This is a genomic window from Arthrobacter sp. 24S4-2 (assembly GCF_005280255.1).
Taxonomy (GTDB): Bacteria; Actinomycetota; Actinomycetes; order Actinomycetales; family Micrococcaceae; genus Arthrobacter.
In genome coordinates this window covers 5,037,720-5,051,514 of sequence record NZ_CP040018.1, presented here as the reverse complement: position 1 = coordinate 5,051,514, position 13,795 = coordinate 5,037,720, and the positions used below count along the sequence as shown (strand labels likewise).

General features: G+C 64.6%; 12 protein-coding genes. 2 read left to right on the top strand and 10 right to left on the bottom strand.

Annotation, left to right across the window (positions count from 1 at the left end; translation table 11 throughout):
* Nucleotides 1–110: 110 nt before the first annotated feature.
* Nucleotides 111–398 carry a hypothetical protein gene (locus FCN77_RS23475; protein ID WP_254678719.1) on the top strand — a complete coding sequence of 96 codons (288 nt, stop codon included), beginning with the start codon at nucleotides 111–113 and terminating at the stop codon, nucleotides 396–398.
* A 48-nt stretch (nucleotides 399–446) separates the two neighbouring features.
* Here FCN77_RS23475 and FCN77_RS23470 read toward each other — a convergent pair whose 3' ends face one another.
* The 3 genes from FCN77_RS23470 to FCN77_RS23460 form a co-directional block, all read right to left on the bottom strand.
* Nucleotides 447–1,556 carry an RNA polymerase sigma factor gene (locus FCN77_RS23470; protein ID WP_217496197.1) on the bottom strand — a complete coding sequence of 370 codons (1,110 nt, stop codon included), beginning with the start codon at nucleotides 1,554–1,556 and terminating at the stop codon, nucleotides 447–449.
* A gap of 183 nt (nucleotides 1,557–1,739) precedes the next feature.
* Nucleotides 1,740–1,979, bottom strand: coding sequence for a hypothetical protein (locus FCN77_RS23465; RefSeq protein WP_137324214.1), 240 nt, complete (start codon nucleotides 1,977–1,979; stop codon nucleotides 1,740–1,742).
* A gap of 235 nt (nucleotides 1,980–2,214) precedes the next feature.
* A complete protein-coding gene (locus FCN77_RS23460; protein WP_137324213.1) occupies nucleotides 2,215–2,565 on the bottom strand; it encodes a DNA-directed RNA polymerase subunit alpha C-terminal domain-containing protein in 351 nt (116 codons plus the stop codon).
* A 249-nt stretch (nucleotides 2,566–2,814) separates the two neighbouring features.
* Here FCN77_RS23460 and FCN77_RS23455 point away from each other — a divergent pair, with 249 nt between their 5' ends.
* Nucleotides 2,815–3,465: an RNA polymerase sigma factor gene (locus tag FCN77_RS23455; RefSeq protein WP_137324212.1), complete on the top strand. Its 651-nt coding sequence runs from the start codon at nucleotides 2,815–2,817 to the stop codon at nucleotides 3,463–3,465.
* Here FCN77_RS23455 and FCN77_RS23450 read toward each other — a convergent pair.
* From FCN77_RS23450 to betA, 7 genes are all read right to left on the bottom strand, one after another.
* On the bottom strand, nucleotides 3,449–3,715 hold the full coding sequence (locus FCN77_RS23450) for a DUF1508 domain-containing protein (protein WP_137324211.1): 267 nt from the start codon (nucleotides 3,713–3,715) through the stop codon (nucleotides 3,449–3,451). The two genes, FCN77_RS23455 and FCN77_RS23450, sit on opposite strands and share 17 nt — an antisense overlap.
* A gap of 290 nt (nucleotides 3,716–4,005) precedes the next feature.
* A complete protein-coding gene (locus tag FCN77_RS23445; protein WP_137324210.1) occupies nucleotides 4,006–6,162 on the bottom strand; it encodes a glycogen debranching N-terminal domain-containing protein in 2,157 nt (718 codons plus the stop codon).
* A 259-nt stretch (nucleotides 6,163–6,421) separates the two neighbouring features.
* Entirely contained in the window at nucleotides 6,422–7,399 is a 978-nt protein-coding gene (locus tag FCN77_RS23440; RefSeq protein ID WP_137324209.1) for an ABC transporter substrate-binding protein, read from the bottom strand.
* Nucleotides 7,400–7,472: 73 nt separating this feature from the next.
* Nucleotides 7,473–9,506, bottom strand: a complete 2,034-nt coding sequence (locus FCN77_RS23435; protein WP_137324208.1) for a proline/glycine betaine ABC transporter permease — start codon at nucleotides 9,504–9,506, stop codon at nucleotides 7,473–7,475.
* Nucleotides 9,506–10,540 (bottom strand): glycine betaine/L-proline ABC transporter ATP-binding protein, encoded by a 1,035-nt coding sequence (locus FCN77_RS23430; RefSeq protein ID WP_137324207.1) that lies wholly within the window; start codon nucleotides 10,538–10,540, stop codon nucleotides 9,506–9,508. Before FCN77_RS23430 ends, FCN77_RS23435 begins: the two co-directional genes overlap by 1 nt.
* On the bottom strand, nucleotides 10,537–12,090 hold the full coding sequence (locus FCN77_RS23425; protein WP_137324206.1) for an aldehyde dehydrogenase family protein: 1,554 nt from the start codon (nucleotides 12,088–12,090) through the stop codon (nucleotides 10,537–10,539). Before FCN77_RS23425 ends, FCN77_RS23430 begins: the two co-directional genes overlap by 4 nt.
* The gene (gene betA / locus FCN77_RS23420) at nucleotides 12,087–13,784 is read right to left on the bottom strand and encodes a choline dehydrogenase (protein ID WP_137324205.1); all 1,698 of its coding nucleotides are present in this window, start codon (nucleotides 13,782–13,784) and stop codon (nucleotides 12,087–12,089) included. Before betA ends, FCN77_RS23425 begins: the two co-directional genes overlap by 4 nt.
* Between the last annotated feature and the right edge of the window lie 11 nt (nucleotides 13,785–13,795).

Genomic DNA, 13,795 nt, shown 5'->3' with positions numbered 1-13,795 from the left:
TGAGCAAATCCTTGCATTGCCTTGAGTCGATGCTGAGCGGCCTTCGCCACACTCGAAGGGAAGGGTTCAAGGAAGAAACTGGCCGCACACTGGGGATGGTGAAGGTCCGCATGGAAAAAATTCAAGCCGGGGAGAAACTGCTGGGCGAAGCCATGGCGCGCGCCGTCGTCCGGCTGGTGAGGCAAAGCCCCGAGTACAAGAGGCGGGCCCTGCACTACCTGAAACACTCCTGGAAGGTGTACTCACTTTCCCGTGCCCTGGCCAAAGCCCTCGAGGACTCGCGGGAGTCTTCCAGCTGGCCCGGCGACCGGCTCCAGGTCGGCTCGTATATGTCTGAACGGGTCGAAAAGGTTACCCGGCTCATTCAGCGTGAAGCCAAAACCTACGCCGCGAGCTAGCCGAGGAACGACGGTCAGGGCGGCGTGACGCCATATCAGCTAGTAGGGCTATTGGGATGAGCGGGTCCCTGCCCGCAACTGGAGGTAATCCGGGGCGGTGGCTGAACGGTACACGCAACCGACGGATGTTCCGTAAGGGCCGCAACCACCTATGCGACCAGGGGGTTCCTGCTCGGGCGTTGCAGCGTTCGGTGCTGCCGGCAGGACCATGAGCACGACGACCGCCGCCGATACGCCAATCGTTTTCAGTCCGTGGAAGAGCGTACGTACAAAGTCAGCAGATTCATTGATGGTTTCCGCGAGGTGGCCCAAGGGGCAATGGGACGGGGATGACAGGGTTTCGAGGATCCGGACAGCGGTGAGTGGCGAGAGCACCGCCGGCAGGAGGCCCGGATTCAGGAGACTTTGCATTCTGGAACGGACATCACGCAAACCTTGGAGTGCCCCGCGGCAGTTCCGGCACGTGCGGATATGTCCGTCGACTCTTGCCTGGCCCGCCACCGTGGTGCGGGCGAGAACAGATTCGGCCAACACCTGCAGCATGGAGTCGCAGCCGCGGATTTCGGAGTCGCGCAGATACACCAGGAGATAGGCCTTACGAAGTCCTTTGCGAGCACGCCGAAGGAGGGCAGAGAGTGCGTTGGGGGCGACGTCGAGGAGCGGCGCGGCCTCGCGCGGCTTCAGTCCTTCAATCTCGACATACCAAAGGACTCTTTGCCAACGAAGGGGGAGAGTCGCGAAGGCCTCCGCGACGAAGTCGTGCTCCTGCGCGCCGCTGTGGAGCCCGTCAGTGTTCTGGCCGTCAGCCAGCTCCATGATTCGCCCGGACGGATGCTCACCGGACGAATGGCGGTCGACTGCCGCAGTGCGGACAGCCCTGAGGAGATAAGGCCTGACCGGGCCGTCCGGCCCTTTGCCGCGTCGCATTGCGGTCAGGGATTTAAGGAATGCCGTCGCGGCGGCATCTTCCGCATCATGTGAGGATCTGCTCAGCACGTTGGCATAAGCCAAGGCCGGCTCCCAGTGGGTCCTGAACAATTCCAGAACGGCCCCGGTCTTGCCTTCCCGGCAATCCTGGACGAGCCGCGCCTCGGCTTCTGCCGCGGCGGGTCCCGTACCCGCAGACGCGCCGTCCGGCGGGCTTGCGGTGGCCTTCACAGCATTGCCCGGCACGCGGACGCGGCACGTGAGTGACGGCAAACTGGGAACATAGTGACTCCGGGCGGACGATGAATTCCTGGTGGCAGGATGTGTTAGCGCTCACGTAATCACGTAATGAAGCGTTGAAGGCGTTTTGGTCATAAAAAACATGAAGAAGTCAGCGCGTGACGGCGACGGCCCCTACTCGCGGGGCTCGGCGCCAGCGGCTGATGGGGCCTGGCTGTCCTCGCGCTCGATCGACGCCAGCAACCGGTCCAGGGACCGCAGAACCCCGCCGGTGCGCCTTAGGGTGAGAACTGGATCAACCGGGCTTGCTCCCGCACCGGTCGCGGCGACGTAGTCAGCCCACTCACGGTTCAGTAGCTCGAACTCCCGCCGGCCCACCGATACGGTCAGCCGCCCGTCAGGTCCTTCGGACATACCGATCACCCCCCATTGCTGCGTGTGCTGATTGGTCCTCATTTTACCGGTCAGCGGCGATCCGGCCTTTCGACAGGCCACCGGATCCCGTGCAGGAACGGCCCGCCGCAGTTGCGCTGCTGCCAGCCGCAAACGAACCGCCGGCCACGGTCTGCCGGCTGGCAGTCGTTTCGCGGGTGTTGTTGGACCACGCGGCCGGTGCGGACCAGGGAGGACGGCGGAAATCGGCAATACTTCACTGAACTCTGTCCGCCTCTTTCAAGATCGGCGGACCTGCCAACCATGCGCGGTGATTCCGGGCATGCCGGCTGAGTGGACGCGTATACCGCAACGCCCTTCCGGAGCTCGCGAGACTCAGGCCTTCCTGCTTCAGGGCGCCCTCAATGTCACTGATGCTGCCGATCCCGAGGCCGTGAATCTCGTTCTTTAGATCCTGCCGCGAGCGTGCAATCAGCTGTCCGACGGTGTTCACGCCGTGTCGGGCGAGGCTGTTCGTTGCCCGTGCAGGCAGGCGCAGTTCAGAGATCGGACGAGCCCGCTGCAGCTCAATGGAGCGCGTTGACCATGTCTGCTGGCCGTCCGGCATCACAAGAATCCTTCCGCAGTAATTAGGATCCCGCCGCGACGGCGGAATCACACGGAGTGTTAACCGTGCTGCAAGGAGTCCGTGACGGACAACTGTGGGCCGGCTCCAAACGCCCGGACTCGCGAACCCCCTGCAAACGCTTTCACAACAATTTCGGTGTCCGCGTCATGAAACAGGCCCGCCCAGGGTGAATGGGGTGAGGCGCTTGCATGGCGTTCTCCCTTTTCGGCATCGAGGGCAGGCAACCATATGGAAACAATTGAGCCCGTTTCACAGAGGGGCGGGCATCTGCGCCGTGCAGTATCCGACGAGTCATCCGGCAGCACCGGGGGCGATGAATCGGATGTGATTGCCGGCGTCCGGGCCGGGGACGCGGAGGCCATGGCGGTGCTGTATGAAAGGTATCGCGAGCCGGGGCTGCGGTTCATCCGGGGCCTGATGTCCGGCGCCCAGGAGTCCGAGGACGTGCTGCATGACGCGTTCGCGAAGGCTGTTGGCGCGATCAGGAACGGATACGGGCCCAGGGATGTGTTTGGCCCGTATCTGTGCACCGCAATCCGTTCCGTCGCGATGACATTCTGGAACAAGCGCGTTCGTGAGCAGCCGGCACCGGACGAACACCTGGATCCGGGACCGGCTGACGACCAGGGACTCGAGACGGTCCTGACTGTGTTCGAGCAGGGACACGTCGCTGCTGCGATGCGTTCCCTGCCGGAGCGGTGGCGGACGGTGCTCTGGTACGCCGAGGTCATGGGCGAGAAGCCACGACACATAGCACCGATCCTGGGCCTCGAACCCAACGCGGTGTCCGCGTTGCTAATCCGTGCCAAGGCGGGGCTGCGCACCGCATACGAGCAACAGAGCGGATCGGAACTGAGTTCCGTCAGCGAAGCGAACTGACGCTGGCGGGGAACATGGGCGCAGTGTCAGCAGCCCCCGGAGGCTCGCTGCCCTGGATCGTGGGTTTCATGCCAGTGAGATCCACGATGCTCCCGCTGACTGCTGCTTCCCGCACGGCCCAGATCCCGGCAATTGCGACGTCCTCGTACGCGTATGCCACCGAGGTGAGCATCACCTCACCATCCTCTGCGACCAGTCGGAACCTGTAGCAATCGTCGCCGTCCATATACAGTTCGAACAAAGCGGTCATGAGTCGTTCTCCTAACGTGATGCGAATCCTTCACAACGCAGGGTCTTAACCGCATGGAGCGGTGATCGTGACGGCAGCCGGGCGCATCGGCCCGGTTTAGCCAAGTACGACGGCGACACTCCGGGCTTGCCGGTGTGTCGCCGTCGTGTCGACTCAGGAGTCGTTCTGACTCAAAAAGAGGGTCAGGACGGCCGGGGACCGCTTACCCCCGGATCCGCTCCATGCCGGGATCGAACAGCGGTTCGAAGTGGGGCCGTTCCAGCCCTGATTCAATTGGTTCAAGCGCGGTCTCAGTCCTTTTCGGGCAGCTCGGCCCGTTGTACCAGGTCGGCCATCCACGGCCGGGTTCCGTGGTGGAACACCATCCCGTCGGGCAGCCCTTGGACGGTGGCGTCAGAACCGGAGACGTCGATGGTGATCCGGCCGCCGGCCATGGGTGCGTTGGTGATGTGCAGGTCGCCATAGGATTCCGGGAGCACAGGATCCATCCACAAGCCGCCCTGGGAAACATGCGGGTTGTAACGCATCAGGTTGGTCACCAGGTAGATCGGTGTGGTGGCTGCCCAGGCCTGCGGCGAGCACGCCGTGGGGTAGGGCACCGGAGCGGCGAAATGCTGCCGGTCGAAGCCACAGAACAGTTCTGGCAGCCGTCCCTCCGAGTATTCGGCCGCCTCCAGCAACGCCGTGGAGATCCGCTGCGCCTCCTCGACGAACCCGTACCGCAGGAGGCCGGCCTGGATAATGGCATTGTCATGCGGCCAGACCGAGCCGTTGTGGTAGCTCGCCGGGTTGTACGCACCCATGTCGCTTGCCAGAGTCCGGACGCCCCAGCCGCTGAACATCTCGGGCGACATCAGCCGTTCCACCACCAGCGGCGCCTTGTCCTCGTCGATGATGCCGTTCCACAGGCAGTGCCCCATATTGGAGGCGCACGCATCGACGGGCCGCTTGTCCTTGTCCAGGGCGATGGCGTAGTAGCCGCGCTCGGGCAGCCAGAACTGCTCGTTGAATTGCTTCTTCAGCCGTGCCGCGCGGGCCCGGAGGCCGGCGGCCAAAGCCTCATCGCCGCCGTCGTAAGCCATCCAGGCGCGCGCCATGTAGGCGCCGTAGACGTAGCCCTGAACTTCGCAGAGCGCGATCGGTGCCTCGGCCAGGCGGCCGTCGGCGAAGTTGATGCCGTCCCACGAGTCCTTCCAGCCCTGATTGATCAGGCCTCTGTCGTTGAGGCGCGCGTACTCGACAAACCCGTCTCCGTCGCGGTCGCCGTAGCTCCAAATCCATTCGAGCGCCCGGTCCGCATGGGGCAGCAGGGCGGCGATCGCGTCCGGGCCAAAGCCCCAGCGGCTCACCTCGCCGAGTACCAGGACGAACAGTGGCGTCGCGTCCGCCGTGCCGTAATAAGCGGACTTTCCGCCCAACGCCAGCCCGCTGGAGACGTCGAGCCGCACCTCGTGCAGGATCTTGCCTGGTTCCTCCTCGCTCATCAGGTCCACCACGGCGCCCTGACGGTCGGCGAGTGTCTGCACGGTGCCAAGAGCGAGGGAGGGATCCACCGTCATAGCCATGATCGAAGCAAACAGCGAGTCCCGTCCGAACAGGGTCATGAACCATGGGGCGCCGGCTGCCACAACGATGCGGTCCGGGTCGCGGGGATCTTCGATGCGAAGCGCTCCCAGGTCGTCGTAACTGCGGCGCAGGGTCCGTTCAATGGTGCGGTTGCCCATCTGCAGCACGGGAATTTTGGACACCCAGGCCTGCCGGCGCTGGTCACGCGGGGACATTTCTCCCGCGGCAGGATGCACGAACGGGGCAGTGGGGCCCGGTCCGGCGCCCTTGGGGACCACACTCACGTGGGTGGTCCATTGTCCGTGCGGCGGAATCACCGCCCGGTAGCTCAGGGTCTCGGGTCCGACGTCGGCGTCCCTTGAGTGGACAACCACTCCCTTCCGGACGTCCTGCCAGGCGGCCAGGATGGTCAGCGAGTCGGCGTCCGGCTGGCGGCTTTGTTCCCAGCGCCGCTGGATCCGCGCTTCCTTGACCTCGAACAGGTCCGCGAAGTCCGATTCAACGGCCAGTGCAACCACGCACTCAACAGCGTCTGAAGAGTAGTTCCGGACACTGATTTCCTCCGCGATTCCGGCACCCAGTTCACGTAGGCGCTCCACGATCAGGGGACTGTCCGCGTACCCGTCCGAGCGGGGAACGCGGCCGGCAAACAATGCCCGGTAGGGCTCCCTGGTCTCGGCGGCAAGAGGCTCTATTTCCTGGCCGTTGACCGTCAGGTTCCAACGGGACAGGATCCGGGTGTCTTCATAAAATACACCGTGCGGGTGTTCCGGTTGGATATCCCCGTTCGCCGCGGAAATACAGAACGAGGAACCTTCCACCAGGGTGATCGTCCCGGCGCCCAAGGGCCCGGCCGCTGTGTCAGCATTCCATCCAGCCATTACTGACTCCTTCACAGGTTGTCACCGGTGAGGCCGCGGTTGGACACGAAACAACCCCCGCAGCGGCCTTTGCTTATTCTCCAGACGCTACGCCGGGCCACCCAGCGACGCCAGAGTGGAGGACCGTGCAGAACTTGAGCAATTCCTTGGGCCGCCGAACTGATTACCCAGCGCCTGCGGCGCGAAACAGAAGCGTGGGAAACAAGTCACCCACCCACGGATCTCCCTGGGTGGGTGACTTTTCCTGGTACGGTCGCGCTTAATTAAGCCAGGAATCTACAATCTTCTGATTCGCGTCCACCCACTTCTTGGCCGCGGCCTCGGGCGCCATGCCGCCCTGGATGTCCGTGGCTACGGAGTTCTGGTCCTCGTTGGTCCATTTGAAGGCTTTGGCCAGCTTGGCTGCGGGCGATCCGCTGTCCGCGAACTTCTTGGAAATAACCTTGTTGAGCTTGTAGACCGGGTAGTCGCAGGCTACCTTTTCCGCGTTCGCGTCGCAGCCCTGGGTCCACTCCGGCAGCTTGACCTTCTTGAGCGGCACTTCGGACAGGAACCACTGCGGCTCGTAGAAGTAGCCAAGGAGCGCCGTCTTGTTTTGCTCTGCCGTCCGGAACGACTGGATCAGGGCGGCCTCCGAACCGGAGAACACCACCTTGTAGTCCAGGTTCAGGTTCTTGACGAGGGCCTCGTCGTTGGTAACGAAGGCGGGATCGCCGTCGAGGACCTGTCCCTTTCCGCCGGACTCTGAGGTGGCGAACATGGAGGCGTACTTGTTCAAGTTTTTGCCGTCGGTGATGTCCGGGTACTTTTCTGCCATCCATGGCGGCACGTACCAGCCGATGTGGCCTTCGTTGCCGGTGGTACCGGCGTCGATGGCCACTTTCTGATCCGTAATGTACTGCTTCACCAGATCATCGTGGCCCCAGTTTTCCATGACGACGTCCACCTCACCAGAGGCAAAGCCCTGCCAGGAAATCTGCTCGTTCAGGTCCTTCTGGACCACGGTGCAGCCAAGCTTGTTCTTCGCCACGTAGCTGTACACAGCGGCATTGGCCGTATACCCTACCCAAGCGTTCATCGCGACATTGACACTTCCGCAGGGCGCACCGGCGGCACCGCTAGCAGCAGCCACCTGGTTCACCGAGGCGCCGCCGCAGCCTGCCAGGAGCAGGGCGGCAGCAGCAGCTCCAGCCACCGCCGGGACAGCTCGTTTGAACAGCAGTCCAGCTTTTTTCATCTTAGATCTCCTTGTTGGGGGGAATGCGTGGGGGTCCTCCATGCCCTGCGCCAGGCGCAAGGCGGTTATGCGGTTACGTTGCTTTGGACTTGGTTGAGGGGATTTTCCGCACCGGGGTGGCTGCGGCAGCCTGCGTCATCCTGTCGAGCAGGATGCCGAGGAAGACGATGGCAACGCCTGCGGCGAGGCCCTTGCCGAAGAGCGCGCTTTGGACAAAGCCGGCCACGACGTCGTATCCGAGGCCGCCTGCGCCCACGAGTGCGCCAACCACCACCATGGCCAGGACATAGATCAGGCCCTGATTGGCGGCGAGGGCCAGTGTCTGCCTGGCCATCGGAAGCTGGACCTTGGTGATGACCTGCCAGGACGTGGAGCCGCTGGCAACGGCAGCTTCTACAACGGTGGGGGAAATCGCTGCGATGCCGTCAGCCGTGATCTTGATGGCTACGGGGGCGGCATAGATGATGCCGGCGATGATCGCCGTGAAGCGGGTGGCCCCGAAGAGGCCTAGGAACGGCACAAGATACACAAAGGCGGGCATGGTTTGACCCGCATCCAGCAGGGGCCGCATGATCTGGTCCACCCGCTCGGACCGGCCCATGGCCACCCCGAAGATGACGCCCAGGACCATGACAACTGCGGTGGCCACCAGGGTTCCCGCAAGGGTGACCATGGAGTCGCTCCAGAGGCCGAGGTAGATGATCACGCCCAGGCAGGCCGTAGTCAGGGTAGCGAGCTTCCACCCGCCCAGTGCGTAGGCCGCGATGGCAATGACGGCCACGAGGATGAAGAAGGGAGTGTCCGTGAGCAGCGACTGGAACGGGTTGAGGATTCCAGTGGTGACGGCTTCCCTGAAGGACACCGTGAACAGCGAGAGGTTGGTCTGCATCCACTGGCTGGCCGCGGCCACCGCCTGGACGATGACAGGACCGATGTTGAGATCCTTGGGGAACGCTGCTGCCCACAGCATGGTCCGGGAGAACTGCACCATGGCCAGTGCCAGCACAAGGGTGACGCCGAGGAGGATGTACCTGGTCCTGCGGGAAACCCTGCGGTTCCGGGCCGTCCCCGGGTCTGCGCGGCGGCTGGCGGCGGTGGTGACCCGGTCCAGCACGATCGCGAGCAGGACGATGGAGAGCCCGGCGTTAACAGCTGTGCCGACGTCGAGCGATTGCAGCGCCCGTACCACCACCTGGCCAAGCCCGGGTGCCGCGATCAGCGCCGCGATGGTGACCATGGACAGGGCCGCCATGGTGCTCTGGTTGATTCCCATGACGATGGTCCGCCGGGCCATGGGAAGCTGCAGGGTGACCAGTCGCTGCATGCCCGTTGTGCCCAGCGAATCGGAGGCTTCGCGAGTGTTTTCCGGGATGGCGCGGATGCCGTGTGCTGTCAGCCGGATCACGGGCGGTGCAGCGTAGATCACGGTGGCTATGACGGCCGACGCCGGGCCGATGAGGAAGACCAGGGCAAGCGGGGCCAGGTACACGAATGTCGGCAGGGTCTGCATGAAGTCCAGCACGGGCGTGATCACCTTGGCGACCCGGCCGTAGACGCCGGCCAGAACGCCGAGCGGGATCCCGACCAGAAGGGTCAGCAGCACGGCTGTGAGGACCAGGGCGAACGTATAGGTAGCTTCGAGGAACAGACCCTGGAGGCCGAAGAACGTAAAGACGGCGACAGTGAGCAGCGCGACCCGCGCGTTGCCGATCGCGAAGGCGATCCAACCCAGCAGGCCTACGGTTCCGAGCCAGCCGATCTCCGGCAGGCGCAGGCCCGTGGAACTCGCGGCAAAGGTGGTGATGAACAGGTTGGCCACGGCGTCGACGGCGGCACGCAAGGGCGTGAAGACGTACAGGAAGACGGGGTTGTCTGCGCGGTTCGCTGCCACCCATGCGTTGAACTGGTTCAGGGACCGGTGCAGGTCCGTCAGCTCTGAGGCGGGCAAGGTCAGGGTGGACGTTCCGCGCAGGACGAGGAATCCCAGGATCCAGACGACGGCGGCGCCTGCCAGGAGGAGTGTGCGCCGGCTGGGCCGGCGGCGGGGCTCACGGACAGCGGCCGGTGGGGGCTGGACCGTAGTTCGGTCGCGGACGAGGGTGGACATCAGGCCGCTGCTTCCGCCGGCTGCAGCACCGACAGGATGCTGTCGCGGTCGATCTGCCCGGTGATCCTGCCGGCATCCTCCACCAGGACGGGGCAGGAGGAGTGCATGACCGCCGCTATGGCATCCCGGATGATCATCCGGGAACTGAGGACCGGCGCGTCTCCCGGCGTTCCGGCTGCCACGGGCCGGGTGATCCATTTCAGGGTAAGGACATCCGCGCGTGGGACTTCGGACACAAAGTCCTCAATGTACTTGTCCGCCGGGGACCCCACCAGCTCGTCCCCCGTGCCGCACTGGACCTTCTCGCCGTTGCGCATGATCAGGATGCGATCTCCGAGCTTGAGCGCCTCGGAGAGGTCGTGGGTCACGAACACCATGGTCTTGCCCATTTCCTTGTGCAGCCGGATGACTTCCGCCTGCATGTCGCGGCGGATGAGCGGATCCAGTGCGGAGAAGGGTTCATCGAAGAGGATGGTGTCCGGATCACCGGCCAGGGCCCGGCCCAGGCCGACGCGCTGCTGCATTCCGCCGGACAGCTGGTCCGGGTAGTGCTGTTCGTAGCCTTTCAGGCCAACCAGCTCGATGATTTCCCGCGCCCTGGCGTAGCGTTCGTTCTTGGCCGCCCCGCGGATCTGCAGCCCGTAGGAGACGTTGTCCAACACTGTGCGGTGGGGGAGGAGACCGAAGTGCTGGAACACCATGGACATCTTCCGCCGGCGCAGTTCGCGCAGCTCGGCGACCCCTGCCTGCAGGACGTCCTTCCCGTCCACCAGGACCTGCCCCGATGTGGGTTCGATCAACCGGGTCAGGCAGCGGATCAGGGTGGATTTGCCTGATCCGGAAAGTCCCATGACCACAAAGACCTCGCCCTTGGCCACGTCGAAGCTCAGGTCGCGGACGGCTGCCACGCAGCCGGTGCGTTCCAGCAGCTCCGCGGAGTTGAGGGCCGAGAGCTCTGGATTGCTGGGGATTTTATCGCCCCCGGGTCCGAAGACCTTCCATAGGTTGCGCACTGAGATGTCGGGGCTGTTCATTGCTGTACTCCTGCCTGTGGAGGCTCGAACCAGTGGCTGGGCTTGGGATTGATGTTTTGCCAGATGTGCTTGGTTTCGCGGTATTCTGCGAGACCTTGGAGCCCCAGTTCGCGGCCGTTTCCGGACTTGCCGAATCCGCCCCACTCAGCCTGGGGAACGTAGGGGTGGTAGTCGTTGATCCATACGGTGCCGTGGCGGAGTGCACCGGCCACGCGCTGCGCCCGAGATCCGTCGTTTGTCCAGACGGCGCCGGCCAGTCCGTAGGTGGTGTCGTTGGCCAGTTTGATGGCTTCCTGCTCCGTGCTGAAGGTCTCCACGGTCAGGACCGGTCCGAACGACTCATCCTGGACTACCTCCATGGAGGTGTGGCACCCGTCCAGGATGGTGGGAGGGTAGTAGCTGCCGAGCGCCATCGAGCCGGTGTCCGGGATATAGCCGCCGCACAGAAGTGTGGCTCCTTCCTCGATGCCGGCCTGGACGTAGGCATGGACTTTGTCACGATGTGCGGCCGAGATGAGCGGGCCGGTCTCCGCGAGCTCATCGAAGGGACCGCCAAGCCGTATGGCCTGCGCGCGCCGCACCAGCTCCGCCACGAACCCGTCGTGGATCGATTCTTCGATGATGAGCCTGGTGCCGGCCGAGCACACCTGCCCCGAATGCAGGAACACCGCGGTGAGGGCGTTGTCCAGGGCCGACTCACGGTCGGCGTCGGCGAAGACTATGTTCGGATTCTTCCCGCCCAGCTCCAGGGCAACCCGCTTCACAGTGTCGGCGGCGGTCTTCATGATGTTGATCCCGGTGGCCAGGCCGCCGGTGAAAGAGACCAGGTCAACGTCCGGGCTTTCGCTCAGGACCGCGCCCACCTCGGGACCGGTGCCGGTGACGAGGTTGGCGACTCCTGCCGGCAGCCCGGCCTCGAGGAGGGTATCCATCAGCAGTATGGAGGTGGAGGGAGTCAGCTCGCTGGGCTTGAGGATGAAGGTATTGCCGGCCAACAGGGCGGGGGCCACCTTCCATGATGCCTGCAGGAGGGGGTAGTTCCATGGCGTGATGAGCCCGCACACGCCCACCGGGGCATGGACCACCCGGCTGATGGTTCCCGGGACCCCTGTATCGATCACGCGGCCGGCGTCCGTTCCGGCGATGCCGCCGTAGTACCGGAAGCAGGCGGCGATATCGTCGATGTCGTATTCCGCTTCGACGTAGCGCTTGCCTGTGTCGAGGGCTTCGGCCCGGGCGTAAAGCGCCTTGTCGCGTTCCAGCAGTTCGGCGGTGCGGAGCAGGACCTGTCCGCGTTCCTTTTCACTGGTGCCGGGCCACGCTCCGCCGTCGAACGCCCTGCGGGCGCTGGCCACTGCGGCCTGGGCATCGGCGGCAGTGCATTCGGCCACCTCGGCGACTTTTTCGCCGTCCGCGGGGCACATGATGTCCCGCGTTTTCCCGGAGCCCGATCCGCTCCACCGACCGTCCACGAACAGGCCCCGTGCCGGCGCCGGGTCCTGGTCCCCTACGGTCCGTCCGCTGATGCCGGCAAGCTGAACGCCGCTCATGCGCGGCCCAGGCTTGGTGCGGCTTCGGGAGCCACGTCGGTGGCGTGCCGGTAGAAGTCCGCGTGCTCGGGTGCCAGAGGCGTACGTTCCAGGATCAGGTCCGCAGCCTTCTCCGCCAGCATCATGACCGGGGCGTAGATGTTGCCGTTGGTCACGTAAGGCATGGCCGAGGCGTCCGCCACGCGGAGCCCCGTTGTGCCGTGGACCTTCATGGTGAGCGGGTCCACTACCGCCAGGGGGTCGGAGGCCGGACCCATCTTGGCGGTGCAGGAGGGGTGCAGGGCCGTTTCGGCGTCCCGCGCCACCCAGTCGAGGATCTCCTCGTCCGTCTGGACGGACGGGCCGGGGGAGAGTTCCCCGCCGCTGAAGGGATCCAGTGCCGGCTGGGACAGGATGTCGCGGGTGACCCTGATGGCCTCCACCCATTCCCGCCGGTCCTGTTCCGTGGACAGGTAGTTGAACTGCATTGAGGGATGTGCGGCCGGATCCGTGGAGGTGATTTTCAGACTTCCCCGCGCGTCGGAGTACATGGGGCCAACATGGACCTGGTACCCGTGCTTGGCATTGGCTTTCTGGCCGTCGTAGCGCACAGCCACCGGCAGGAAATGGAACATCAGGTTGGGGTAGGAGACGTCCTCGTTGGAGCGGACGAAGCCGCCGCCTTCGAAGTGGTTGGTGGCTGCGGGGCCCTTGCGGCCGAGCAGCCACTGGAGACCGATCAGCGGGTAGCGCCACAGGCTCAGGTACGGCTGCATGGAAACCGGCTGTGTGCAGGAGTGCTGGACGTACACTTCCAGGTGGTCCTGCAGGTTTTCGCCGACGCCCGGCAGGTCCACCACCGGCTTGATGCCCAGCGACAACAGGAGCGCGGAATCCCCCACGCCGGAGAGCTGCAGCAACTGGGGTGTATTGATCGCGCCGCCGCACAGCACCACTTCCTTGGCGTTGACCGTGTGCAGCCGGCCGTTCCGGCGGTAGGTGACCCCCGTGGCCGTTGTGCCGTCGAACTTGACCTTGGCGGCAAGCGCCCGGGTGCGTACCGTCAGGTTCTTCCGGCCCTTATTGGGGCGCAGGTAGGCGCGGGACGCCGAGAGCCGCTGGCCCTTGTGGACGTTCCGGTCGAACGGGCCGAAGCCCTCCTGCCGGTACCCGTTGACGTCATCGGTGCGCTTGTGACCCGCTTCCTCAGAGGCGCGGAAGAAGGCCTGGAACAGGGGATTGCGGGCAGGCCCGCGCTCCAGGACCAGGGGTCCGTCGTGGCCGCGCAGTTCGTCGGTCGGAGCAGAGGCCAGCGCAGTTTCCATCCGCTTGAAGTAGGGCAGGCAATGCGCGAAATCCCAGGTTTCCATGCCGGCGTCGGCTCCCCAGCGTTCGTAGTCCAAGGGGTTGCCGCGCTGGAAGATCATGCCGTTGATGGAGCTGGAGCCGCCCAGCACCTTGCCGCGGGCGTGCGCGATCCGCCGCCCGTGCATGTGGGGTTCGGGGTCGGACTCGTATTGCCAGTCGTAGAACCTGTTGCCGCTGGGGAAGGTCAGCGCTGCCGGCATCTGGATGAAAAGGTCCCACGGGTAGTCGCTGCGTCCGGCTTCAAGGACCAGCACGGTGTGCGTCCCGTCCGCGCTCAGCCTGTCCGCCAGGACAGATCCGGCGCTTCCGCCGCCGACAATCACGTAGTCGTAGCTCTCGTTCGTCATCAGGTAAATCT

Coding starts and splice junctions, on each gene's coding strand:
- FCN77_RS23475 (WP_254678719.1), top strand. CDS start 111: ATGGAAAAAATTCAAGCCGGGGAGAAACTGCTGGGCGAAGCCATGGCG.
- FCN77_RS23465 (WP_137324214.1), bottom strand. CDS start 1,979: ATGTCCGAAGGACCTGACGGGCGGCTGACCGTATCGGTGGGCCGGCGG.
- FCN77_RS23460 (WP_137324213.1), bottom strand. CDS start 2,565: ATGCCGGACGGCCAGCAGACATGGTCAACGCGCTCCATTGAGCTGCAG.
- FCN77_RS23455 (WP_137324212.1), top strand. CDS start 2,815: ATGGAAACAATTGAGCCCGTTTCACAGAGGGGCGGGCATCTGCGCCGT.
- FCN77_RS23450 (WP_137324211.1), bottom strand. CDS start 3,715: ATGACCGCTTTGTTCGAACTGTATATGGACGGCGACGATTGCTACAGG.
- FCN77_RS23445 (WP_137324210.1), bottom strand. CDS start 6,162: ATGGCTGGATGGAATGCTGACACAGCGGCCGGGCCCTTGGGCGCCGGG.
- FCN77_RS23440 (WP_137324209.1), bottom strand. CDS start 7,399: ATGAAAAAAGCTGGACTGCTGTTCAAACGAGCTGTCCCGGCGGTGGCT.
- FCN77_RS23435 (WP_137324208.1), bottom strand. CDS start 9,506: ATGTCCACCCTCGTCCGCGACCGAACTACGGTCCAGCCCCCACCGGCC.
- FCN77_RS23430 (WP_137324207.1), bottom strand. CDS start 10,540: ATGAACAGCCCCGACATCTCAGTGCGCAACCTATGGAAGGTCTTCGGA.
- FCN77_RS23425 (WP_137324206.1), bottom strand. CDS start 12,090: ATGAGCGGCGTTCAGCTTGCCGGCATCAGCGGACGGACCGTAGGGGAC.
- betA (WP_137324205.1), bottom strand. CDS start 13,784: ATGACGAACGAGAGCTACGACTACGTGATTGTCGGCGGCGGAAGCGCC.